Genomic DNA, 19,982 nt, shown 5'->3' on the forward strand with positions numbered 1-19,982 from the left:
TGTTTTGGGTTAGGCTGCGAGTAGATCCTCTAAAGAAATTTCACGTGCGGCAGATGCCAGATCGGAATGAGCGAGGCTTGAATGAAACGGACCGAACCGTGGTACATCGAGTCTGGATAGGGCATCCCCCATCCCACCTTTCTGATAACTGACGGCAAGTATAAGCGCTCCCACAGCAACCAACTGCTCTGTAGCTGTATTCCATTCCTCATCTAATGCAAGACTTATGTAAGCGCTCCATAAACCCCACCTGGCTAAAGATGGGCAGAGCGTTTAGCTGTGAAGTCGAGGTTCGCAGTTCCACGGCAGCAAGGCTTCGTAATCTTCAACCGATGACGCCGTTGGCAGGCGTTCCGGTGCGTGGCGCAGCCACGCATAGGGCTCTTGGCCGTTGGCTTTGGCAGTCTCAACCAGGCTGTACAGTTGAGCACTGGCCATTGCGCCCCTGGGCGTGTCGCTAAACAGCCAGTTCTTTCTTCCGATCACGAAGGGGCGGATCGCGCGTTCTGCCGCGTTGTTGTCCATCGGTAAATACCCTTCCTCAACGTATCGTTCTAACTTGCTCCAGTTACTTGCGAGGTAACTGATGGCTTTGCCCAACGCATTCTGAGCGGTGACCTGTGGCTGCGTCTTTTCGATCCAGCTTTTCAACTGAGCCAGTATCGGCAGGCTATGTGCGTGACGGCCGTTTTTACGGTCAGCATCGCTACTGGCCTTCAAGTCGCGCTCGATGCCGTAAAGCTTGTTGATCAGATTCAGCGCGATATCCGCGCGTCCCGTCTTACCTTTGGGTTGCACTTTCTGTGCTTCAACAAACTTGCGACGCGCATGAGCCCAACAGCCTAAACGCTCAACTCCGGCTTGGGCGCCCAGTGCGTTGTAACCGGCGTAATCATCGGTCATGACATAACCGCGATAGCCTTCGAGCAGGCGCGTCGGTACCTCCTGCGCGCGGCTGGTGGAGTAGTCAAAAAGGATTACCGGCCTATCGGGTGGGCCGCCGGTTTGCACCCACATCCAGGACTGGCTGCTCGCCTCGCGGTCAGGCTCTTTCAACACCTGCACCCGTGTTTCATCGCAGTGGATCACGCGACTGGCCAGCAGGTTGTCGCGCATTAAATTCAGCAGCGGCTGGAAGTGATCGCCGCACTGGATGACCCAGCGAGCCAAGGTCTGGCGCGGGATATCAATACCGTGACGCCCCAACACATTTTCAAAACGATGAAGCGGCAAACCGTCTACATATTTGGTCGTCAGCAGCATCGCCAGAACACTGGGGCTGGCCATGCTCTTTTCAATCAATTGCGCTGGCTTGTCTGCAGTGACCGGTGCGCTCTCGCAGTCGCGGCAACCGTAGATTTTGCGGACATGTTTGATGACGCGAATCTGCATCGGCACGATTTCAAGCTGCTCGCTGACTTCCTCGCCAATGGCGTGTTTGCGGCAACCGCAGGCGCAGGTCAGTTCGTGTTCCGGCAGTTCGTGGATGACTTCGATGCGCGGCAGATCGGCAGGCAGTGGCTTACGCTTGCCACGGCGCTTGGCGGGGGCGACAACCTCTTCCTCAGCGTTCTCATCGATAGCTTCGACGACGCTTTCGGCTTCGTTGAACAGGGCCAACTGTGGCGTCGCTGGATCGGCTGTTTGCTCGGACTTACGTCCGAACAAGCGCTGGCGTAGCAGCGCATTTTCTTCTTCCAGATGAACAATGCGGCCATTGCTCGTTTCGCGCTCAAGCAACATCTGCTCAAGCAATTGTTTGAGCAGCGCAGGGTCGTCAGGAAGATCTTTGGGCAGCGGAATCATGCCCTGGATTATACCGAATCAGGCCACGAATCGCGGCGTCAAAACCTGATGGGGACGGTTACGCCAGAGGTCAAAACCGTCGAGCAGCCAGTTTAGCTCCTGAACGGTCAGGACAATCGCTTCGTCCGTCACATCGGGCGATGTTTTGAAACGCTCGGACTCCAGGCGCTTAAGCCAAAGGCAAAAGCCGTTACGCTCCCAGTACAAAATCTTCACCCGGTTGCGTGGCTTGTTGAGGAAGACGAAAAGCACGGGGGCGAACACCGCGACCTTGATGTCCAGTTCGACCAAGGCCGCTAAACCGTCGATGGACTTTCGGAAGTCGACGGGCTTGGGGGACAGATACACTTTTTCGACTTTTGCGTCGGGACGCATCATGGCGAATGGGCTCCAGAAAGAAATCGGGAGCACAGCATCCGGGATCATGCGGCGGCTTTGAATATGGGGTTCATGGAGCGCTTGCCCTTATCGTCGCGAGTGCGGGCGATGGTTTCGAGAAGCGAACACACGGGGCGCGCCTCACCATCCGTAGTGCGTTTGACGGGCGCCTTGGCCTTCTGTTCTTAAGGTTCAGTCGCCTCAGCAGCACTGCCTAAAAACTCATCGTTGCGCACCAGATCGGCCACGTGGCCAGAGGTCTAGGCCGCCATAGACGGGAAACCGAAAGGGTCTGAACCTTCGCTATAAGGGGAGCGATCATAAAGTGGTAACGAATCGCTTAAGTTTGATCTTGCCTACCAACCTGAAACTTCCTGTCATGGATAACATCTTCAGCCTCGCTGCCTTCTGCGCTAACTTTCTTCTCGTCGCTGCAAATTCAGTGACCGGGCCTGATAACCCGTGGAACAATAGGCGCTCAAGCGTCTCCAGCACCATGCCGACGCTTTTTTTGCGTCCGCACATCCGTGTTATGGCGGCTGTGCGCGGGAGGCCTTCGGGCCTGCCGGGTTCCTATTGTCCCGGTTTATCAGCCTGCGCACAGTTGCCACCCTTTCGCCTGATAACGAATGTGGCAGCTTCTCGACATTAGGAGCTGAATCCATGAGCGTTTTTGAACGGTCGTATCCTCGCACCCTCTCCATCTACCTGGGAGGTGCCCAATGATCAACCCACCCCTCAACAAAACCCTCGGCGTCATCACCTTCTCCGCCTGCGGCAAACACCCCAACTCTCACCGCTTATTCCGCGTCAATTCCGGCGTACCCATCCGCGATGCTCTGGAACACGCCTCCGAACTTCTCCACTGTTCTAAAATGCTGGCGCTCGATGCTGCCATGGACGCGAGCGCAGATCGCTATGCCTGGGCGGCGCATTATTTGGCGGAGATGGCGAAGGCGGTGGTGGATGATTTGGCGAATGGGATGTTGCCGAATGGGGTGGTAGAGGAGGGTAATGCGGGCGTTGTGTAGACAGGTGGTTTGAGGGTGTTTGGGCTGGCGTTTTCGCAGGCAAGCCAGCTCCCACATTGGGCCGCGTTTCAGGTTGATGGCGGTGAGCGAGCACTCCGTTGATCATTCACTTTCCTGCAGACGAAAAAAAAGACCTTGAATTTCAAGGTCTTTTTTTAAGATGGTGCCCCGAGGGAGACTCGAACTCCCACTCCTTTCGAAAACGGATTTTGAATCCGCCGCGTCTACCAATTCCGCCATCAGGGCTCAATGGCGGCGAAGTATAGAGACGAGATTACCGTTGGTCAATCACGTTTCATGGTCAATTTTGACTAATTCCGCTAGACTTCCCGGCCCTGCTAGACGAACCCCATCATGCGCGTTGCTGACTTTACTTTTGAGCTCCCTGATTCGCTGATCGCTCGCCACCCATTGGCCGAGCGTCGCGCCAGTCGACTGCTGACCCTGGACGGGGTGAGCGGTGCCCTCGCACACCGTCAATTCACTGATTTGCTTGAGCATTTGCGCCCGGGCGATTTGATGGTGTTCAACAATACCCGGGTGATTCCGGCGCGGCTTTTTGGCCAGAAAGCGTCCGGCGGCAAGCTGGAAATTCTGGTGGAACGGGTGCTGGACAGCCATCGCGTGCTGGCCCATGTGCGTTCCAGCAAGTCGCCGAAACCGGGCTCGAGCATCCTGATCGACGGCGGTGGCGAAGCCGAGATGGTGGCGCGCCATGACGCGTTGTTCGAGCTCAAGTTTGCCGAAGAGGTGTTGCCGCTGCTGGAGCGCGTCGGCCATATGCCGTTGCCTCCTTATATAGACCGTCCCGACGAAGACGCCGACCGCGAGCGCTATCAGACGGTTTACTCGCAGCGCCTGGGCGCCGTGGCCGCACCTACCGCCGGGCTGCATTTCGATCAGCCGCTGCTGGATGCGATTGCCGCCAAGGGCGTCGACAGCGCCTATGTGACCCTGCACGTGGGGGCCGGCACGTTTCAGCCGGTGCGTGTGGATAATATTGAAGATCATCATATGCACAGCGAATGGCTGGAAGTCAGCCAGGACGTGGTGGATGCCGTGACGGCGTGCAAGGCGCGCGGCGGGCGGGTGGTTGCCGTGGGCACCACCAGCGTGCGCTCCCTGGAAAGTGCCGCGCGTGAAGGCGTGCTCAAGCCGTTCAGCGGTGACACCGATATCTTCATCTACCCGGGCCGCCCGTTCCATGTGGTCGATTGCTTGGTCACCAACTTCCATTTGCCCGAATCCACGCTGTTGATGCTGGTGTCGGCCTTTGCCGGTTACCGCGAAACCATGGCCGCCTACCAGGCCGCCATCGCCAACGAGTACCGTTTTTTCAGTTACGGTGATGCGATGTTTATCACCCGCAATCCGGCGCCAAGCGGCCCAGAGGAACAACTATGAGTCGTATGTCGTTTGAACTGCTGGCCACCGACGGCAAGGCCCGTCGTGGTCGCCTGACCTTCCCGCGCGGCACTGTCGAGACCCCGGCGTTCATGCCGGTCGGCACCTACGGCACCGTCAAGGGCATGCTGCCGCGCGACATCGTCGCCACCGGCGCCGAGATCATCCTCGGCAATACCTTCCACCTGTGGCTGCGCCCGGGCACCGAAGTGATCAAGAAGCATGGCGACCTGCATGATTTCATGAAGTGGCAGGGCCCGATCCTCACCGATTCCGGTGGTTTCCAGGTGTTCAGCCTGGGCGCCATGCGCAAGATCAAGGAGGAGGGCGTGACCTTCGCCTCGCCGGTCGACGGCGCCAAGGTGTTCATGGGGCCGGAAGAGTCGATGCAGGTGCAACGCGACCTGGGCTCGGACATTGTGATGATTTTCGACGAGTGCACGCCGTACCCGGCCGATGAGGACGTGGCGCGGATTTCCATGGAGCTGTCGCTGCGTTGGGCCCAGCGTTCGAAAAACGCCCATGGCGACAACACCGCCGCGCTGTTCGGCATCGTCCAGGGCGGCATGCACGAAAGCCTGCGCAAGCGCTCGCTCGAAGGCCTCGACACCATTGGCTTCGACGGCCTGGCCATTGGCGGCTTGTCGGTGGGCGAGCCCAAGCACGAGATGATCAAGGTGCTGGATTATCTGCCGGGCCTGATGCCCGCTGAAAAACCTCGTTACCTTATGGGCGTTGGCAAACCGGAAGATCTCGTAGAGGGTGTGCGCCGCGGTGTGGACATGTTCGATTGCGTGATGCCAACCCGTAATGCCCGCAATGGGCATCTGTTCATCGATACAGGCGTGCTGAAGATCCGTAACGCGTTCCATCGCCATGATGAATCGCCGCTCGATCCCACCTGTGACTGCTACACCTGCCAGAACTTCTCGCGTGCTTATCTGCATCATCTGGACAAGTGCGGGGAAATGCTGGGTAGCATGTTGAATACCATCCACAATTTGCGTCACTACCAAGTCCTGATGGCTGGTTTGCGCGAGGCTATTCAACAGGGTACATTGGCCGCCTTCGTCGATGCCTTCTATGCCAAGCGCGGGCTCCCTGTGCCGCCCTTGGACTGAGTTTTCCCGACCCTAAGATTCACTATTTGCAACTGGAGTGCTAAATGAGCTTTTTTATCTCTAACGCCATGGCTGACGCCGCTGCGCCTGCCGCTGCCGGCCCTATGGGCGGTGGTTTCGAGTGGATTTTCCTGGTCGGCTTCCTGGTCATCTTCTACCTGATGATCTGGCGTCCACAGGCCAAGCGCGCCAAAGAGCAGAAGAACCTGCTGGGCAGCCTGCAAAAGGGCGACGAAGTGGTGACCACTGGCGGCATCGCCGGCAAGATCACCAAGGTTGCCGATGCTTTCGTTGTACTGGAAGTCTCCGACACCGTGGAAATGAAGTTCCAGAAGGGCGCCATCGCTGCCACGCTGCCTAAAGGCACGCTCAAAGCGATCTAAGCAACAACCTTTACCAATCGACGGGGCGCGCAAGGCGCCCCGCGTTATAAGCGGGCGGCGTGATGCTGAACAAATACCCTCTGTGGAAATACGTACTGATCCTGGCGGTGCTGGCGATCGGTTTTATTTATTCCGCTCCCAATCTCTATCCTGATGACCCGGCGATCCAGATCACGGGCGCCAGCACTTCGCTGCAGGTCAATCAGGCCGATCTGGAACGCGCGAGCAAAGCGCTCAATGACGCGGGTATCCAGGTTAAAGCGGCAACATTGGCCGCGGGTGCCAAGGGCGGCTTGCTGCGCCTGACCAAATCCGAAGACCAATTGCCGGCCAAGGACGTCGTGCGCAAGGCCATGGGTGACGACTACGTTGTCGCGCTGAACCTGGCACAGACCACGCCACAATGGCTGCGCAGCATTGGCGCGCACCCGATGAAGCTGGGTCTGGACTTGTCCGGTGGTGTGCACTTCCTGCTGGAAGTCGACATGGACAAGGCCCTCGACGCGCGCCTGAAAGTCTATGAAGGCGATGTGAAGAGCCTGCTGCGCAAAGAGAAGTTGCGTTATCGCAGCCTGCCGCAGCTCAACGGTGCCATCCAGCTGGGCTTCTCTGATGAAGCGTCCCGCGAACAGGCCCGTGCGCTGATCCGCAAGAACTTCAATGACTTCGATATCGTACCGGCCGACCTCAATGGTCAGGCGGTACTGCGTCTGGCGATGAGCCCGGCGAAGATCGCGGAAATCCGCGAATACTCCATCAAGCAGAACCTGACCACGGTGCGTAACCGTGTCAACGAGCTGGGTGTGGCCGAGCCGATCGTGCAGCGTCAGGGCGCCAACCGTATCGTGGTTGAATTGCCGGGCGTGCAGGACACCGCTGAAGCCAAGCGTATCCTGGGTAAAACCGCCAACCTGGAGTTCCGTCTTGCGGCCGAGCCGGGTGCTACCCGCGCCACCTCCGAAGAGTTCGAGTTCCGCGAAGGCAACCGCCCACCTGCGCTGATCGAGCGCGGCCTGATTATCACCGGTGACCAGGTCACCGATGCCAAGGCCGGTTTCGACTCGCAGCACGGCACTCCTGAAGTGAACATCCGCCTGGATGGCCACGGCGGCGACCTGATGAACCGCGCCACGCGCAGCAACGTCGGTCGCAGCATGGCGGTGATCTTCATCGAGCAACGCCCGGTGACCACCTACACCAAGCAGATGGTCAACGGTGTCGAGAAAGACGTGCCGGTGCAGACCTTCAAGGAAGAGAAGAAGATCATCAGCCTGGCGACCATCCAGTCGCCGCTGGGTGCTCAATTTCGCATCACCGGCCTGAACGGCCAGGGCGAATCCTCCGAACTGGCGCTGTTGCTGCGTGCCGGTGGTCTGGCGGCGCCGATGTACTTCGCTGAAGAACGCACCATTGGCCCGAGCCTGGGTGCCGACAACATCACCAAGGGGGTCGATGCAGCCTTGTGGGGCATGCTGTTCGTGTCGCTGTTCATCATCGCCATCTACCGCTTCTTCGGCGTGATCGCCACCGTGGCCCTCGCGGGCAACATGGTGATGCTGCTGGCCCTGATGTCGCTGCTGGGCGCAACGCTGACCCTGCCGGGTATCGCCGGTATCGTGCTCACCATGGGTATGGCGGTGGATGCCAACGTGCTGATCTTCTCGCGGATTCGTGAAGAGATCGCCGCCGGCATGACTGTGCAGCGCGCAATCAACGAAGGCTTCGGCCGGGCATTCACCGCGATTCTCGACTCCAACCTGACCACTCTGCTGGTCGGCGGGATTCTCTTTGCCATGGGCACCGGCCCGGTCAAAGGTTTTGCGGTGACCATGTCCCTGGGTATCTTTACCTCGATGTTCACGGCCATCATGGTGACCCGCGCAATGGTCAACCTGATCTTTGGCGGACGTGACTTCAAGAAGTTGTGGATTTAAGGGGCTGCCATGTTACGTACAATCAACTTCATGGGCGTTCGCAACGTTGCGTTCGGCGTCACCGTGCTCCTTACCGTTCTGGCGTTGTTCAGCTGGTTCCATAAGGGCCTGAACTACGGCCTGGACTTCACCGGCGGTACGCTCATCGAGCTGACCTACGAGAAGCCGGCCGACGTTACCCTGGTGCGCAACGAGCTGGTCAAGGCCGGCTATCACGAAGCCGTGGTGCAGAGCTTTGGTGCTACCACCGACCTGTTGGTGCGCATGCCGGGCGAAGACCCGCAACTGGGCCACCAGGTGGCCGAGGCCTTGCAGAAGGTCGGCGGTGACAACCCGGCGTCGGTCAAGCGCGTCGAGTTCGTGGGCCCGCAAGTAGGTGAAGAGCTGCGCGACCAGGGCGGCCTCGGCATGCTGATGGCGCTGGTCGGCATCATGATCTACCTGGCTTTCCGCTTTCAGTGGAAGTTCGGTGTCGGCGCCATTGTGTCGCTGATCCACGACGTGATCGTGACCGTGGGTATCCTGGCGTATTTCCAGATTACCTTCGACCTGACCGTGCTGGCGGCCGTGCTGGCGATCATTGGTTACTCGCTCAACGACACCATCGTGGTGTTCGACCGGGTTCGTGAGAACTTCCGCGTACTGCGCAAGGCGTCGTTGATCGAAAACATCAACATCTCCACCACCCAGACGCTGCTGCGCACCATGGCGACGTCGATCTCCACCTTGCTGGCGATTGCCGCGCTGATGATCTTCGGTGGCGACAACCTGTGGGGCTTCTCCCTGGCGCTGTTCATTGGCGTTCTGGCGGGCACCTACTCGTCGATCTACATCGCCAACGTGGTGCTGATCTGGCTGAACCTCAACAGCGAAGACCTGATTCCTCCGGCCAGCACTGGCAAGGAGGTCGACGACCGTCCTTGATGGGCGTTTGTTGACACGCTGTTACAAAAGAGGCACGAGAATTGAACTCGTGCCTTTTTTTTTGCTCCAAGGCTGGGTATAGCGCGGATCTTTCGGTCCGCTTGTGATGGTCAGGAGGTTCAACGTGAACAAGTCGTTGCTGGTTGGTGCGGTATTGGGTGCTGTCGGTGTGACTGCCGGGGGCGCTGTTGCCACCTACAGCCTGGTAAAAAGCGGCCCTGAGTATGCGCAAGTGCTGGCTGCACAGCCGGTAAAAACCCAGATTAAAACGCCGCGTGAGGTCTGCAAGGACGTCGCGGTGACTCGGCAGAAGCCGGTGCAGGATCAGCATCAGATCGTCGGCACCGTGGTCGGTGCGCTGGCCGGTGGCCTGTTGGGTAACCAGGTCGGTGGCGGTAACGGCAAAAAGCTGGCCACTGTAGCCGGTGCGGTCGGTGGCGGTTACGCCGGTAACAAGGTTCAGGAAGGCATGCAGAACCGCGATACTTACACCACCACTCAGACACGCTGTAACACCGTCAACGACATCAGCGACAAGGTTGTCGGCTATGACGTGCGTTACACCCTGGATGGCAAGGAAGGCACCGTGCGCATGGATCGTGATCCAGGCGGCCAGATTCCAGTGGATAAAGAGGGGCGTCTGATCCTGGGTCAGAACCAGCAGTAATTCAGGGGCAGATTCAAAGCCCCATGCAGTAAAAAATGTGGGAGGGGGCTTGCGCCCGATGGTGGTAGGTCAGTCAATACATCTGGCGACTGACAAGCCGCTATCGGGAGCAAGCCCCCTCCCACAGTTGATTTCTGTGTGACTGGCATGTGTGTTCATGCCAAATTCAAGGCATGAAAAAAGCACCCCGCGGGGTGCTTTTTTTTGCCTGCTCGCTTAGCGCTTCAGCGAAGCCGGCAGGTGCGGCTGGATTGCTGTCAGCACGGCCTTGAAGCATTTGGTGTTGCCCGCAACCACATGGCCTTTCTCAAGGAAGTCGTGACCGCCGGTGAAGTCGCTCACCAGGCCGCCGGCCTCTTGAATCAGCAGTGCGCCTGCAGCCATGTCCCACTCGGAAAGGCCCGACTCCCAGAACGCATCAAAACGACCGGCAGCCACGTAAGCCAGGTCCAGGCTCGCTGCGCCGGCGCGGCGGATGCCGGCGGTCTGGCCGACCAGGGCGCGGAACATGCCCAGGTAGTTTTCCAGGTTATCCATCTGGTCGTCACGGAACGGGAAGCCGGTGCCTAGCAGGGCGCCGTCCAGGCTGGTGCGGCCGCTGACACGCAGGCGACGACCATTGAGTTGCGCGCCACGGCCACGGCTGGCGGTGAATTCTTCCTGGCGAACCGGGTCGAGTACGACGGCGTGTTCCAGGCGGCCACGGTATTTGCAGGCGATGCTCACGGCAAAGTGCGGAATGCCGCGCAGGAAATTGGTGGTGCCATCCAGTGGGTCAATGATCCACAGGTAGTCTTCGCCTTCGCCGCTGCCTTTGTGCAGGCCGGTTTCTTCACCGAGGATGCCGTGGGTAGGGTAGGCCTTGCGCAGAGCGTCGATGATTTTCTGTTCGGCGGCGCGATCCACCTCGGATACGTAATCCTTGGCGTCTTTTTCGTCGACCTTGATGGTATCCAGGCGCTCGATGGAGCGGAAGATCAATTCACTGGCGCTGCGGGCGGCGCGCAGCGCGATATTCAGCATGGGCTGCATGGATAGGTCACCTAAGGTTGTTAAAGAAAGCCGGGCAGTTTAGCAGAAACTTTCTTCAGGTGAAGGACGACGTTAGCTTTCGTGGCATAACCTTAGGCTGTTCTGTAAGATTTGCTCCCCTTTCCCGTGTCCGAGAGCGCCTCCCTTGCTGCAAAACATTCGTGTCGTCCTCGTCAATACCAGTCATCCCGGCAACATCGGCGGGGTGGCGCGAGCCATGAAAAACATGGGGCTGACGCGCCTGGTGCTGGTCGAGCCACGGGTGTTTCCGCACCACGAGGCCGATGCCCGTGCGTCCGGCGCCAATGACCTGCTCGCGAGCGCCCAGGTGGTCGCCACCCTGGAAGACGCCTTGGTGGGCTGCAACCTTGTGCTCGGCACCAGTGCCCGTGACCGGCGCATCCCCTGGCCGCTGCTGGACCCGCGTGAGTGCGGCACCAAAGTGATCGAAGAGGCTGCCGGCGGCGCTGAAATCGCCCTGGTGTTCGGCCGTGAAGACTCCGGCCTCACCAATGAAGAGCTGCAGCGATGTCATTACCATGTGCACATTCCATCCGACCCCGAGTTCAGCTCGCTGAACCTCGGGGCCGCGGTGCAGGTACTGAGCTACGAGGTGCGCATGGCCTGGCTGGCGGCGGCAGGCCAGCCGAGCAAGGTCGAGAAGGATGAAGTGGCGTCGACCAAGAGTGGTGAGCTGGCCACCATGGACGAGCTGGAGCGTTTCTATGAGCACCTGGAGCACACCCTGGTGGCCATCGAGTTTCTCGACCCGGAAAAACCACGGCACTTGATGGCGCGCCTGCGTCGCCTGTATGGGCGCAGTTCGGTGAGCCGAGCGGAAATGAACATATTGCGTGGCATCCTCACGGAAACCCAGAAAGCGGCCCGTGGCGAGCTTCTTAAGCGGAAGGATTAACAATGTTCGAGCGTTTGCGAGAAGACATCCAAAGCGTTTTCCACCGTGACCCGGCGGCGCGCAATGCCTTTGAAGTGCTGACCTGCTACCCGGGCATGCACGCGATCTGGATCCACCGCCTGTCCGGCTTCTTTTGGGGCATGGGCTGGAAGTGGCTGGCACGGCTGGTGTCGAACTTCGGTCGCTGGCTGACCGGGATCGAGATTCATCCGGGCGCCAAGGTCGGGCGCCGCTTTTTCATCGATCACGGCATGGGCATTGTGATCGGCGAGACCGCTGAAATCGGCGACGATGTGACTCTTTACCAGGGCGTGACCCTGGGCGGCACCAGTTGGAACAAAGGCAAGCGCCACCCGACCCTGGAAAATGGCGTGGTGGTGGGGGCGGGCGCCAAGGTGCTCGGTCCGTTCACGGTGGGTGCCGGCGCCAAAGTGGGCTCCAACGCCGTGGTGACCAAGGCGGTGCCGGCTGGCGCCACGGTGGTGGGTATCCCCGGTCGCATCATCGTCAAGCCGGAAGCCGGCGACGAGCAGGAAGCCAAGCGCAAAGCCATGGCCGAGAAAATCGGCTTCGATGCCTACGGCGTCAGCGAAGACATGCCCGACCCCGTGGCACGCGCCATCGGCCAGTTGCTCGATCACCTGCAAGCGGTAGACGGCAAGCTGGAGGGCATGTGCGGCGCGCTCAAGGAGTTGGGCAGCAGCTATTGCGCCAAGGACCTGCCCGAGTTGCGCGAAGAAGACTTCGCCGAAATCAAGAGCGAAACCGCCACCACCAAGGCTGGCTGAAGATTCCCGGTCACTGCAAATCCCCTGTGGGAGCGGGCTTGCTCGCGAAAGCGGTCCATCAGTCAGCATTTTCGGCGACTGATACGCCGCTTTCGCGAGCAAGCCCGCTCCCACATTTGATCCTCATTGTGGCTGAGAGTGCTGGTTGTCCGTTCCCGCTGTTCGCCCCCACCCCATCCTGCTATGATTCGCGCGCCCTTTTTTCGGGCAATCCTGACTAAATTACTAGGTCTTATAGTTGACTTAAATACTCGGGAATCGCATACTTGCTCCCATTCTGAAACACCCTGGTACTTGTCCATGAGACTGACTACAAAAGGCCGATACGCGGTAACCGCCATGCTTGACCTGGCCTTGCACGCGCAGACCGGGCCGGTGTCCCTGGCCGATATCTCCGAGCGCCAAGGCATTTCACTGTCTTACCTCGAGCAGCTGTTCGCCAAATTGCGCCGCAGCAATCTGGTCTCCAGCGTTCGCGGTCCAGGTGGTGGCTATCAGTTGTCCCGCGAGATGCAGGGCATTCAGGTCGCTCAGGTGATCGATGCGGTCAACGAATCCGTCGATGCCACCAAATGCCAGGGCCTGGGTGATTGCCACGCCGGTGACACCTGCCTGACGCACCACCTGTGGTGTGACTTGAGCCTGCAGATCCATGAGTTTTTGAGTGGTATCAGCTTGGCTGATCTTGTGACTCGCCGTGAGGTGCAAGAAGTAGCCCAGCGTCAGGACCAGCGCCGTTGCAACACCAGGGCGCCGCGTCTGGACAAGATTGAAGCGTCCGCCGTCGAGTGACAGCCGAAGAGCTAACGGCACGCCAGCCAGCCTGATTTAGGAGAAAGTCCATGAAATTGCCAATTTACCTTGATTACTCAGCGACCACCCCGGTTGATCCGCGTGTTGCGCAAAAGATGAGTGAATGCCTGCTGGTTGACGGAAACTTCGGTAACCCGGCCTCCCGCTCCCACGTATTCGGCTGGAAAGCCGAGGAAGCGGTCGAGAACGCTCGTCGCCAGGTCGCCGACCTGGTGGGCGCAGACCCGCGTGAGATCGTCTGGACCTCCGGTGCCACCGAGTCCGACAACCTGGCGATCAAGGGCGCGGCGCATTTCTACGCGACCAAGGGCAAACACCTGATCACCACCAAGATTGAGCACAAGGCTGTCCTCGACACCATGCGCCAACTGGAGCGTGAAGGTTTCGAGGTCACCTACCTCGAGCCGACCACCGACGGTATCGTCACCCCGGCCATGATCGAAGCTGCACTGCGTGAAGACACCATTCTGGTTTCCGTGATTCACGTGAACAACGAAATCGGCACCATCAACGACATCGAGGCCATCGGCGAGCTGACCCGCTCCCGGGGTATCCTGCTGCACGTCGATGCTGCCCAGTCCACCGGCAAAGTCGACATCGACCTGTCCAAGCTGAAAGTCGACCTGATGTCGTTCTCGGCCCACAAAACCTACGGCCCTAAAGGCATCGGTGCTCTCTACGTGAGCCGCAAGCCTCGCGTGCGCATCGAAGCGGCCATGCATGGCGGCGGTCATGAGCGCGGCATGCGTTCGGGCACCCTGGCTACCCACCAGATCGTTGGCATGGGCGAGGCCTTCCGCGTAGCCAAGGAAGACATGGCTGCCGAAAACATTCGTATCAAGGCCCTCAGCGATCGCTTCTACAAGCAGGTCGAGAACCTTGAAGAGCTGTACGTCAACGGCAGCATGACCGCCCGCGTACCGCACAACCTGAACCTGAGCTTCAACTACGTCGAAGGCGAGTCGCTGATCATGGCGCTCAAGGACCTGGCGGTGTCGTCCGGTTCGGCCTGCACCTCGGCCTCCCTTGAGCCTTCGTACGTACTGCGCGCCCTGGGCCGCAATGACGAACTGGCACACAGCTCGATTCGCTTCACCTTCGGCCGCTTCACCACCGAAGAGCAGGTCGACTACGCAGCGCAGAAAGTGTGTGAGGCGGTCAACAAGCTGCGCGTTCTGTCGCCGCTGTGGGACATGTTCAAAGACGGTGTCGACATCTCCAAAATCGAGTGGGCGGCACACTAAATTATAGAAGCCGCCACCCATACTCTGTAGGAACGTGGCGGAAAACGCAGGCGTTTCTACAGGGTTCCAGAGCGGCCCTGATGAGTGAGGATTGAGTACCATGGCTTACAGCGAAAAGGTCATCGACCACTACGAAAACCCGCGCAATGTCGGCAAGATGAACGCGGAAGACCCTGATGTGGGCACCGGCATGGTCGGCGCTCCGGCGTGCGGCGATGTGATGCGCCTGCAGATCAAGGTCAACGACGCTGGCGTCATCGAAGACGCCAAGTTCAAGACCTACGGCTGCGGTTCGGCCATCGCCTCCAGCTCCCTGGCGACCGAATGGATGAAAGGCAAGACCCTGGATGAGGCTGTCACCATCAGCAACACCCAGCTGGCCGAAGAGCTGGCGCTGCCGCCGGTGAAAATCCACTGCTCCGTACTCGCTGAAGACGCCATCAAGGCGGCCGTTCGCGACTACAAGCAGAAGAAAGGCTTGATCTAAGCATTTGGCGACGAGTAAGGAGTCAACGATGGCTATCAGCATGACAGAAGCGGCAGCGCAGCACATTCGCCGCTCCCTGAATGGGCGCGGTAAAGGTGAGGGGATTCGTCTGGGTGTTCGCACCACGGGCTGTTCCGGCCTTGCCTACGTGCTGGAGTTTGTCGACGAGGTGGTTGCGGAAGACCAGGTGTTCGAAAGTCACGGCGAGAAAGTGATCATCGACCCCAAGAGCCTGACTTACCTGGACGGCACCGAACTCGATTTCGTCAAGGAAGGGTTGAACGAAGGCTTCAAGTTCAACAACCCCAACGTACGCGGTGAGTGTGGCTGCGGCGAAAGCTTCAACATCTGAGGCTACTTGTGGGCACTCCTTGTCATTTCGCTTTATTCGAGCTGCAGCCGAGCTTTCGACTGAACCTCGAGCAGCTTGCCACGCGCTACCGAGAATTGGCGCGTGGGGTGCATCCGGACCGCTTTGCTGACGCTTCCGAGCGCGAGCAACGCCAGGCGCTGGAGCAATCGGCCAGCCTCAACGAGGCCTATCAGACGCTCAAGAGCCCTGCGAAACGCGCGCGCTACCTGCTCGCGATGAACGGTGGCGAGCTGCCCCTTGAAGTCACGGTGCACGACCCGGACTTCCTGATGCAGCAGATGCAGTGGCGCGAAGAACTCGAAGATCTGCAGGACGAAGCCGATGTGGCGGGTGTCGCGGTCTTCAAGCGTCGGCTGAAGGCGGCCCAGGAAGAGCTCAACGAAAGCTTCGCAGCCTGTTGGGATGATGCAGCGCAACGTGAACAGGCCGAACGCCTGATGCGGCGCATGCAGTTCCTCGACAAGCTCACCTACGAAGTGCGCCAGCTTGAAGAGCGCCTCGACGATTAACCCAGTGTGCTGCCCGTGATGCACGCCTGATAGACAGATAAGACCTGATTACCATGGCTCTACTGCAAATCGCCGAACCCGGCCAAAGCCCTCAACCGCACCAGCGTCGCCTGGCGGTGGGGATTGACCTGGGCACCACCAATTCCCTGGTCGCCGCCCTGCGCAGCGGCCTGTCCGAGCCGCTGCCCGACGCTGATGGCAAGGTGATCCTGCCGTCCGCTGTGCGTTATCACGCAGACCGTACCGAAGTGGGCGAGTCGGCCAAGCTGGCGGCCTCCACCGATCCGTTGAATACCGTGCTGTCGGTCAAGCGCCTGATGGGGCGTGGCCTGTCCGACGTCAAGCAACTGGGTGAGCAACTGCCGTACCGTTTTGTTGGCGGCGAATCCCATATGCCGTTCATCGACACCGTGCAGGGCCCTAAAAGCCCGGTGGAAGTGTCCGCCGATATTCTCAAGGTGCTGCGCCAGCGCGCGGAAACCACCTTGGGCGGCGAGCTGGTCGGCGCGGTGATTACCGTTCCGGCGTATTTCGACGACGCTCAGCGGCAGGCCACCAAGGACGCGGCGAAACTTGCCGGCCTCAACGTGCTGCGCCTGCTCAACGAGCCGACCGCAGCCGCCGTGGCGTATGGCCTCGATCAGCACGCCGAAGGCCTGGTCGCGATCTACGACCTGGGCGGCGGCACCTTCGATATCTCCATTCTGCGCCTTACCGGCGGTGTGTTTGAAGTGCTCGCCACCGGTGGCGACAGCGCCCTGGGCGGCGATGACTTCGACCACGCCATCGCGGGCTGGATTATCACCAGCGCCGGCTTGTCCGCCGACCTGGATCCGGGCGCGCAGCGTAACCTGCTGCAAACCGCCTGTGCAGCCAAGGAAGCGCTGACGGATGCTGCCTCTGTTGAAGTGTCCTACGGCAACTGGTCGGCCCAACTGACCCGCGAAGCCTTCGATGCGCTGATCGAGCCGATGGTTGCGCGTAGCCTCAAGGCCTGCCGTCGCGCGGTGCGCGATTCCGGCATCGAGCTGGAAGAGGTGGTGGCGGTGGTCATGGTTGGCGGTTCGACTCGCGTACCGCGTGTGCGTGATGCGGTGGCCGAAGCATTTGGCCGTCAGCCCCTTACCGAAATCGATCCGGATCAGGTGGTCGCCATTGGCGCGGCGATTCAGGCCGACACTCTGGCCGGCAACAAACGCGAGGGTGGCGAACTGCTGCTGCTCGACGTGATTCCGTTGTCCCTTGGGCTGGAAACCATGGGCGGTCTGATGGAGAAGGTGATTCCGCGCAACACCACTATCCCCGTCGCCCGCGCCCAGGACTTCACCACGTACAAAGACGGCCAGACGGCCATGATGATTCATGTGCTGCAAGGCGAGCGTGAACTGATCAGCGACTGCCGCTCCCTGGCACGCTTCGAGTTGCGCGGCATTCCAGCGATGGTCGCCGGCGCAGCGAAAATCCGCGTGACCTTCCAGGTCGACGCCGATGGTTTGCTCAGTGTGGCTGCGCGTGAACTCGGCTCGGGCGTTGAAGCCAGCATCCAGGTCAAGCCATCCTACGGCCTCACCGACGGCGAAATTGCCAAAATGCTCAAGGACTCGTTCCAATACGCCGGTGACGACAAGGTCGCCCGCGTGTTGCGTGAGCAGCAAGTCGACGCTCAGCGCCTGCTCGAAGCAGTGCAGGGCGCCCTTGAGGCTGACGGCGAGCGCCTGCTGGACGCCGAGGAGCGCATGGTCATCGACCTGCAGATGCAGGAACTGGCCGAACTGATGAAAGGCACCGATGGCTATGCCATCGAGCAGCAGACCAAGCGTCTGTCGCAAGTGACCGACGCCTTCGCCGCCCGCCGCATGGACCAGTCGGTAAAAGCCGCCCTGGCGGGCCGCAACCTGAATGAAATCGAGGAATAATTAATGCCGCAGGTCATTTTTCTGCCACACGCCGAGCATTGCCCGGACGGTATGGTTGTTGAGGCTGAGACCGGCAAGTCCATCCTCGACGTTGCCCATGACAACCACATCGAGATCGAAAGCGCCTGCGGCGGTGTCTGCGCCTGCACCACCTGTCACTGCATCATCCGCGAAGGGTTCAACTCCCTGGAAGAAGCGGACGAGCTGGAAGAGGATTTTCTTGACCGTGCCTGGGGCCTGGAAGCGCATTCGCGCCTGAGCTGCCAGGCCAAGGTCGGGACTGAAGACATCACTGTCGAAATTCCGAAATATTCCCTCAACCATGCAGCCGAAGCGCCGCATTGATTCAAGGAAATGTCATGAGCCTGAAATGGGTTGATGTACAAGAAATCGCTATACAACTTGCCGAAGCCCATCCTGAGGTCAATCCTCTCACGGTGAACTTCGTCAAGCTGCGCAATCTCGTAATGGAGCTGCCGGATTTTGACGACATCCCGGACCGGGGTGGCGAAAAGGTCTTAGAGGCGATTCAAGGCCTGTGGATCGAAGAAGCAGACTGAGTCGCCTTTTACGCAGTTAGGCAATACCTGATAACCCGCGTATAATTCGCGGGTTTAATTTTTCGTAAATTACCGTTTCTGGAGTTACACCATGGCTGTTCAACGTACTTTCTCCATCATCAAGCCTGACGCTGTTGCAAAAAACGTCATCGGCGAGATCACCACTCGTTTCGAAAAAGCCGGCCTGAAGGTTGTAGCTTCGAAACTCAAGCAACTGTCCAAAGCCGAAGCTGAAGGCTTCTACGCTGAGCACAGCGCCCGTGGTTTCTTCGGCGACCTGGTTGCTTTCATGATCTCCGGTCCTGTTGTTGTTCAGGTTCTGGAAGGCGAAAACGCCATCGCTCTGAACCGTGAGCTGATGGGCGCCACTAACCCTAAAGAAGCGGCTGCCGGCACCATCCGTGCTGATTTCGCTGAGTCCATCGACGCCAACGCCGTACACGGTTCGGACTCCGAAGCCGCTGCTGCTCGCGAAATTTCGTACTTTTTCGCAGCTACTGAAGTAACCGCTCGCTAAGCATCGGCTTAAAGAGTGAGGGTGAATCCATGACGACATCGACTGTTAAAACCAACCTGCTGGGTCTGACTCAGCCGGAAATGGAGAAATTCTTCGACTCAATCGGGGAGAAGCGTTTCCGTGCCGGTCAGGTAATGAAATGGATTCACCACTTTGGCGTCGATGATTTCGACGCCATGACGAACGTCAGCAAGGCCCTGCGCGACAAGCTCAAGGCCATTGCCGAGGTTCGTGGTCCGGAAGTGGTCAGCGAGGACATCTCCAGCGACGGCACCCGTAAATGGGTGGTGCGCGTGGCGTCCGGCAGCTGCGTCGAGACCGTTTACATCCCCCAGGGCAAGCGCGGCACCTTGTGCGTTTCGTCCCAGGCAGGCTGTGCCCTGGACTGCAGTTTCTGCTCCACCGGCAAGCAAGGCTTCAACAGCAACCTCACCGCCGCCGAAGTTATCGGCCAGGTATGGATTGCCAACAAATCCTTTGGCAGCGTCCCGGCAACTGTCGACCGTGCCATCACCAACGTGGTGATGATGGGCATGGGTGAGCCGCTGCTGAACTTCGATAACGTGATTGCGGCCATGCACCTGATGATGGACGACCTGGGCTACGGCATCTCCAAGCGCCGTGTAACCCTGTCGACCTCCGGCGTGGTACCGATGATCGATGAGCTGGCCAAGCACATCGACGTCTCTCTGGCGTTGTCGCTGCACGCGCCCAATGACGCATTGCGTAACCAATTGGTGCCAATCAACAAGAAGTATCCGCTTAAGATGCTGCTCGAATCCTGCCAGCGTTACATGGCGACCCTGGGCGAGAAACGCGTGCTGACCATTGAGTACACCATGCTCAAGGACATCAACGACAAGGTCGAACACGCCGTCGAGATGATCGAGTTGCTCAAGAACACCCCGTGCAAGATCAACCTGATTCCGTTTAACCCGTTTCCACATTCCGGCTACGAGCGGCCGAGCAACAACGCCATCCGCCGTTTTCAGGATCAACTGCACCAGGCCGGCTACAACGTCACCGTGCGCACCACCCGTGGTGAAGACATCGACGCCGCCTGTGGCCAATTGGTAGGGCAGGTGATGGACCGCACCCGCCGCAGCGAACGTTACATCGCCGTGCGTGAATTGAATGCCGCCGACGATCTGCCGCAAATCGCTGTGAATCGAATCTGAG

Annotated in this window: 21 protein-coding genes, 1 tRNA gene and 1 pseudogene; 19 read left to right on the forward strand and 4 right to left on the reverse strand. The window is 59.4% G+C overall.

Annotation, left to right across the window (positions count from 1 at the left end; all coding sequences use genetic code 11):
- Positions 1 to 273: 273 nt before the first annotated feature.
- Both tnpC and tnpB read right to left on the reverse strand, forming a co-directional pair.
- Positions 274 to 1,806, reverse strand: a complete 1,533-nt coding sequence (tnpC, locus tag ACXX81_RS02700; protein WP_458571173.1) for an IS66 family transposase — start codon at positions 1,804 to 1,806, stop codon at positions 274 to 276.
- An 18-nt stretch (positions 1,807 to 1,824) separates the two neighbouring features.
- The gene (gene tnpB / locus ACXX81_RS02705; RefSeq protein WP_458571174.1) at positions 1,825 to 2,184 is read right to left on the reverse strand and encodes an IS66 family insertion sequence element accessory protein TnpB; all 360 of its coding nucleotides are present in this window, start codon (positions 2,182 to 2,184) and stop codon (positions 1,825 to 1,827) included.
- Between the two features lie 722 nt (positions 2,185 to 2,906).
- On the opposite strand from tnpB, the gene ACXX81_RS02710 reads away from it, so the two are divergent.
- The gene (locus tag ACXX81_RS02710; protein WP_458571175.1) at positions 2,907 to 3,215 is read left to right on the forward strand and encodes a DUF3077 domain-containing protein; all 309 of its coding nucleotides are present in this window, start codon (positions 2,907 to 2,909) and stop codon (positions 3,213 to 3,215) included.
- Between the two features lie 161 nt (positions 3,216 to 3,376).
- On the opposite strand, the gene ACXX81_RS02715 is transcribed toward ACXX81_RS02710, so the two are convergent.
- Positions 3,377 to 3,461, reverse strand: a tRNA-Leu gene (locus ACXX81_RS02715).
- A gap of 108 nt (positions 3,462 to 3,569) precedes the next feature.
- Between ACXX81_RS02715 and queA the strand changes: the two genes are divergently transcribed.
- From queA to ACXX81_RS02745, 6 genes are all read left to right on the forward strand, one after another.
- Positions 3,570 to 4,619 carry a tRNA preQ1(34) S-adenosylmethionine ribosyltransferase-isomerase QueA gene (queA, locus tag ACXX81_RS02720; RefSeq protein ID WP_458571176.1) on the forward strand — a complete coding sequence of 350 codons (1,050 nt, stop codon included), beginning with the start codon at positions 3,570 to 3,572 and terminating at the stop codon, positions 4,617 to 4,619.
- 5 nt (positions 4,620 to 4,624) lie between these two features.
- Complete coding sequence (gene tgt / locus ACXX81_RS02725; protein ID WP_209990501.1) at positions 4,625 to 5,740, forward strand: tRNA guanosine(34) transglycosylase Tgt; 1,116 nt, start codon at positions 4,625 to 4,627, stop codon at positions 5,738 to 5,740.
- A 44-nt stretch (positions 5,741 to 5,784) separates the two neighbouring features.
- Positions 5,785 to 6,123, forward strand: a complete 339-nt coding sequence (gene yajC / locus ACXX81_RS02730; protein ID WP_003238439.1) for a preprotein translocase subunit YajC — start codon at positions 5,785 to 5,787, stop codon at positions 6,121 to 6,123.
- A 62-nt stretch (positions 6,124 to 6,185) separates the two neighbouring features.
- Positions 6,186 to 8,057 (forward strand): protein translocase subunit SecD, encoded by a 1,872-nt coding sequence (gene secD, locus ACXX81_RS02735; protein ID WP_003238441.1) that lies wholly within the window; start codon positions 6,186 to 6,188, stop codon positions 8,055 to 8,057.
- A 9-nt stretch (positions 8,058 to 8,066) separates the two neighbouring features.
- Positions 8,067 to 8,981 carry a protein translocase subunit SecF gene (gene secF, locus ACXX81_RS02740; RefSeq protein ID WP_057007285.1) on the forward strand — a complete coding sequence of 305 codons (915 nt, stop codon included), beginning with the start codon at positions 8,067 to 8,069 and terminating at the stop codon, positions 8,979 to 8,981.
- Positions 8,982 to 9,105: 124 nt separating this feature from the next.
- A complete protein-coding gene (locus tag ACXX81_RS02745; RefSeq protein ID WP_003238445.1) occupies positions 9,106 to 9,648 on the forward strand; it encodes a glycine zipper 2TM domain-containing protein in 543 nt (180 codons plus the stop codon).
- A 216-nt stretch (positions 9,649 to 9,864) separates the two neighbouring features.
- Here ACXX81_RS02745 and suhB read toward each other — a convergent pair whose 3' ends face one another.
- Positions 9,865 to 10,680, reverse strand: coding sequence for a type III secretion system regulator SuhB (gene suhB, locus ACXX81_RS02750; protein WP_003175971.1), 816 nt, complete (start codon positions 10,678 to 10,680; stop codon positions 9,865 to 9,867).
- Between the two features lie 145 nt (positions 10,681 to 10,825).
- Here suhB and trmJ point away from each other — a divergent pair, with 145 nt between their 5' ends.
- From trmJ to rlmN, 12 genes and pseudogenes are all read left to right on the forward strand, one after another.
- A complete protein-coding gene (gene trmJ, locus ACXX81_RS02755; RefSeq protein WP_209984585.1) occupies positions 10,826 to 11,596 on the forward strand; it encodes a tRNA (cytosine(32)/uridine(32)-2'-O)-methyltransferase TrmJ in 771 nt (256 codons plus the stop codon).
- A gap of 2 nt (positions 11,597 to 11,598) precedes the next feature.
- Positions 11,599 to 12,384: a serine O-acetyltransferase gene (gene cysE / locus ACXX81_RS02760; protein WP_209984583.1), complete on the forward strand. Its 786-nt coding sequence runs from the start codon at positions 11,599 to 11,601 to the stop codon at positions 12,382 to 12,384.
- A gap of 300 nt (positions 12,385 to 12,684) precedes the next feature.
- Complete coding sequence (gene iscR / locus ACXX81_RS02765; protein WP_057007282.1) at positions 12,685 to 13,176, forward strand: Fe-S cluster assembly transcriptional regulator IscR; 492 nt, start codon at positions 12,685 to 12,687, stop codon at positions 13,174 to 13,176.
- 50 nt (positions 13,177 to 13,226) lie between these two features.
- Entirely contained in the window at positions 13,227 to 14,441 is a 1,215-nt protein-coding gene (locus ACXX81_RS02770; RefSeq protein WP_209984576.1) for an IscS subfamily cysteine desulfurase, read from the forward strand.
- A 100-nt stretch (positions 14,442 to 14,541) separates the two neighbouring features.
- Positions 14,542 to 14,928: a Fe-S cluster assembly scaffold IscU gene (gene iscU / locus ACXX81_RS02775; protein ID WP_003175965.1), complete on the forward strand. Its 387-nt coding sequence runs from the start codon at positions 14,542 to 14,544 to the stop codon at positions 14,926 to 14,928.
- A gap of 28 nt (positions 14,929 to 14,956) precedes the next feature.
- Positions 14,957 to 15,280 (forward strand): iron-sulfur cluster assembly protein IscA, encoded by a 324-nt coding sequence (gene iscA, locus ACXX81_RS02780; RefSeq protein WP_003175963.1) that lies wholly within the window; start codon positions 14,957 to 14,959, stop codon positions 15,278 to 15,280.
- 8 nt (positions 15,281 to 15,288) lie between these two features.
- The gene (gene hscB / locus ACXX81_RS02785) at positions 15,289 to 15,810 is read left to right on the forward strand and encodes a co-chaperone HscB (RefSeq protein ID WP_169896443.1); all 522 of its coding nucleotides are present in this window, start codon (positions 15,289 to 15,291) and stop codon (positions 15,808 to 15,810) included.
- 53 nt (positions 15,811 to 15,863) lie between these two features.
- On the forward strand, positions 15,864 to 17,726 hold the full coding sequence (gene hscA / locus ACXX81_RS02790) for a Fe-S protein assembly chaperone HscA (RefSeq protein ID WP_209984574.1): 1,863 nt from the start codon (positions 15,864 to 15,866) through the stop codon (positions 17,724 to 17,726).
- Positions 17,727 to 17,729: 3 nt separating this feature from the next.
- Positions 17,730 to 18,071, forward strand: a complete 342-nt coding sequence (fdx, locus tag ACXX81_RS02795; protein WP_209984570.1) for an ISC system 2Fe-2S type ferredoxin — start codon at positions 17,730 to 17,732, stop codon at positions 18,069 to 18,071.
- A 14-nt stretch (positions 18,072 to 18,085) separates the two neighbouring features.
- The gene (gene iscX, locus ACXX81_RS02800) at positions 18,086 to 18,286 is read left to right on the forward strand and encodes a Fe-S cluster assembly protein IscX (RefSeq protein ID WP_003238461.1); all 201 of its coding nucleotides are present in this window, start codon (positions 18,086 to 18,088) and stop codon (positions 18,284 to 18,286) included.
- 91 nt (positions 18,287 to 18,377) lie between these two features.
- Positions 18,378 to 18,803 carry a nucleoside-diphosphate kinase gene (gene ndk, locus ACXX81_RS02805; protein WP_003175956.1) on the forward strand — a complete coding sequence of 142 codons (426 nt, stop codon included), beginning with the start codon at positions 18,378 to 18,380 and terminating at the stop codon, positions 18,801 to 18,803.
- 29 nt (positions 18,804 to 18,832) lie between these two features.
- Positions 18,833 to 19,968 (forward strand): annotated as a pseudogene (gene rlmN / locus ACXX81_RS02810) (dual-specificity RNA methyltransferase RlmN); the annotation flags it as partial.
- Positions 19,969 to 19,982: the final 14 nt, after the last annotated feature.

It is taken from the genome of Pseudomonas sp. GNP013, from assembly GCF_054343995.1.

Coding starts and splice junctions, on each gene's coding strand:
- queA (WP_458571176.1), top strand. CDS start 3,570: ATGCGCGTTGCTGACTTTACTTTTGAGCTCCCTGATTCGCTGATCGCT.
- iscX (WP_003238461.1), top strand. CDS start 18,086: ATGAGCCTGAAATGGGTTGATGTACAAGAAATCGCTATACAACTTGCC.
- yajC (WP_003238439.1), top strand. CDS start 5,785: ATGAGCTTTTTTATCTCTAACGCCATGGCTGACGCCGCTGCGCCTGCC.
- hscA (WP_209984574.1), top strand. CDS start 15,864: ATGGCTCTACTGCAAATCGCCGAACCCGGCCAAAGCCCTCAACCGCAC.
- cysE (WP_209984583.1), top strand. CDS start 11,599: ATGTTCGAGCGTTTGCGAGAAGACATCCAAAGCGTTTTCCACCGTGAC.
- tnpC (WP_458571173.1), bottom strand. CDS start 1,806: ATGATTCCGCTGCCCAAAGATCTTCCTGACGACCCTGCGCTGCTCAAA.
- ndk (WP_003175956.1), top strand. CDS start 18,378: ATGGCTGTTCAACGTACTTTCTCCATCATCAAGCCTGACGCTGTTGCA.
- iscA (WP_003175963.1), top strand. CDS start 14,957: ATGGCTATCAGCATGACAGAAGCGGCAGCGCAGCACATTCGCCGCTCC.
- fdx (WP_209984570.1), top strand. CDS start 17,730: ATGCCGCAGGTCATTTTTCTGCCACACGCCGAGCATTGCCCGGACGGT.
- tgt (WP_209990501.1), top strand. CDS start 4,625: ATGTCGTTTGAACTGCTGGCCACCGACGGCAAGGCCCGTCGTGGTCGC.
- secD (WP_003238441.1), top strand. CDS start 6,186: ATGCTGAACAAATACCCTCTGTGGAAATACGTACTGATCCTGGCGGTG.
- tnpB (WP_458571174.1), bottom strand. CDS start 2,184: ATGATGCGTCCCGACGCAAAAGTCGAAAAAGTGTATCTGTCCCCCAAG.
- iscU (WP_003175965.1), top strand. CDS start 14,542: ATGGCTTACAGCGAAAAGGTCATCGACCACTACGAAAACCCGCGCAAT.
- suhB (WP_003175971.1), bottom strand. CDS start 10,680: ATGCAGCCCATGCTGAATATCGCGCTGCGCGCCGCCCGCAGCGCCAGT.
- ACXX81_RS02710 (WP_458571175.1), top strand. CDS start 2,907: ATGATCAACCCACCCCTCAACAAAACCCTCGGCGTCATCACCTTCTCC.
- secF (WP_057007285.1), top strand. CDS start 8,067: ATGTTACGTACAATCAACTTCATGGGCGTTCGCAACGTTGCGTTCGGC.
- ACXX81_RS02770 (WP_209984576.1), top strand. CDS start 13,227: ATGAAATTGCCAATTTACCTTGATTACTCAGCGACCACCCCGGTTGAT.
- iscR (WP_057007282.1), top strand. CDS start 12,685: ATGAGACTGACTACAAAAGGCCGATACGCGGTAACCGCCATGCTTGAC.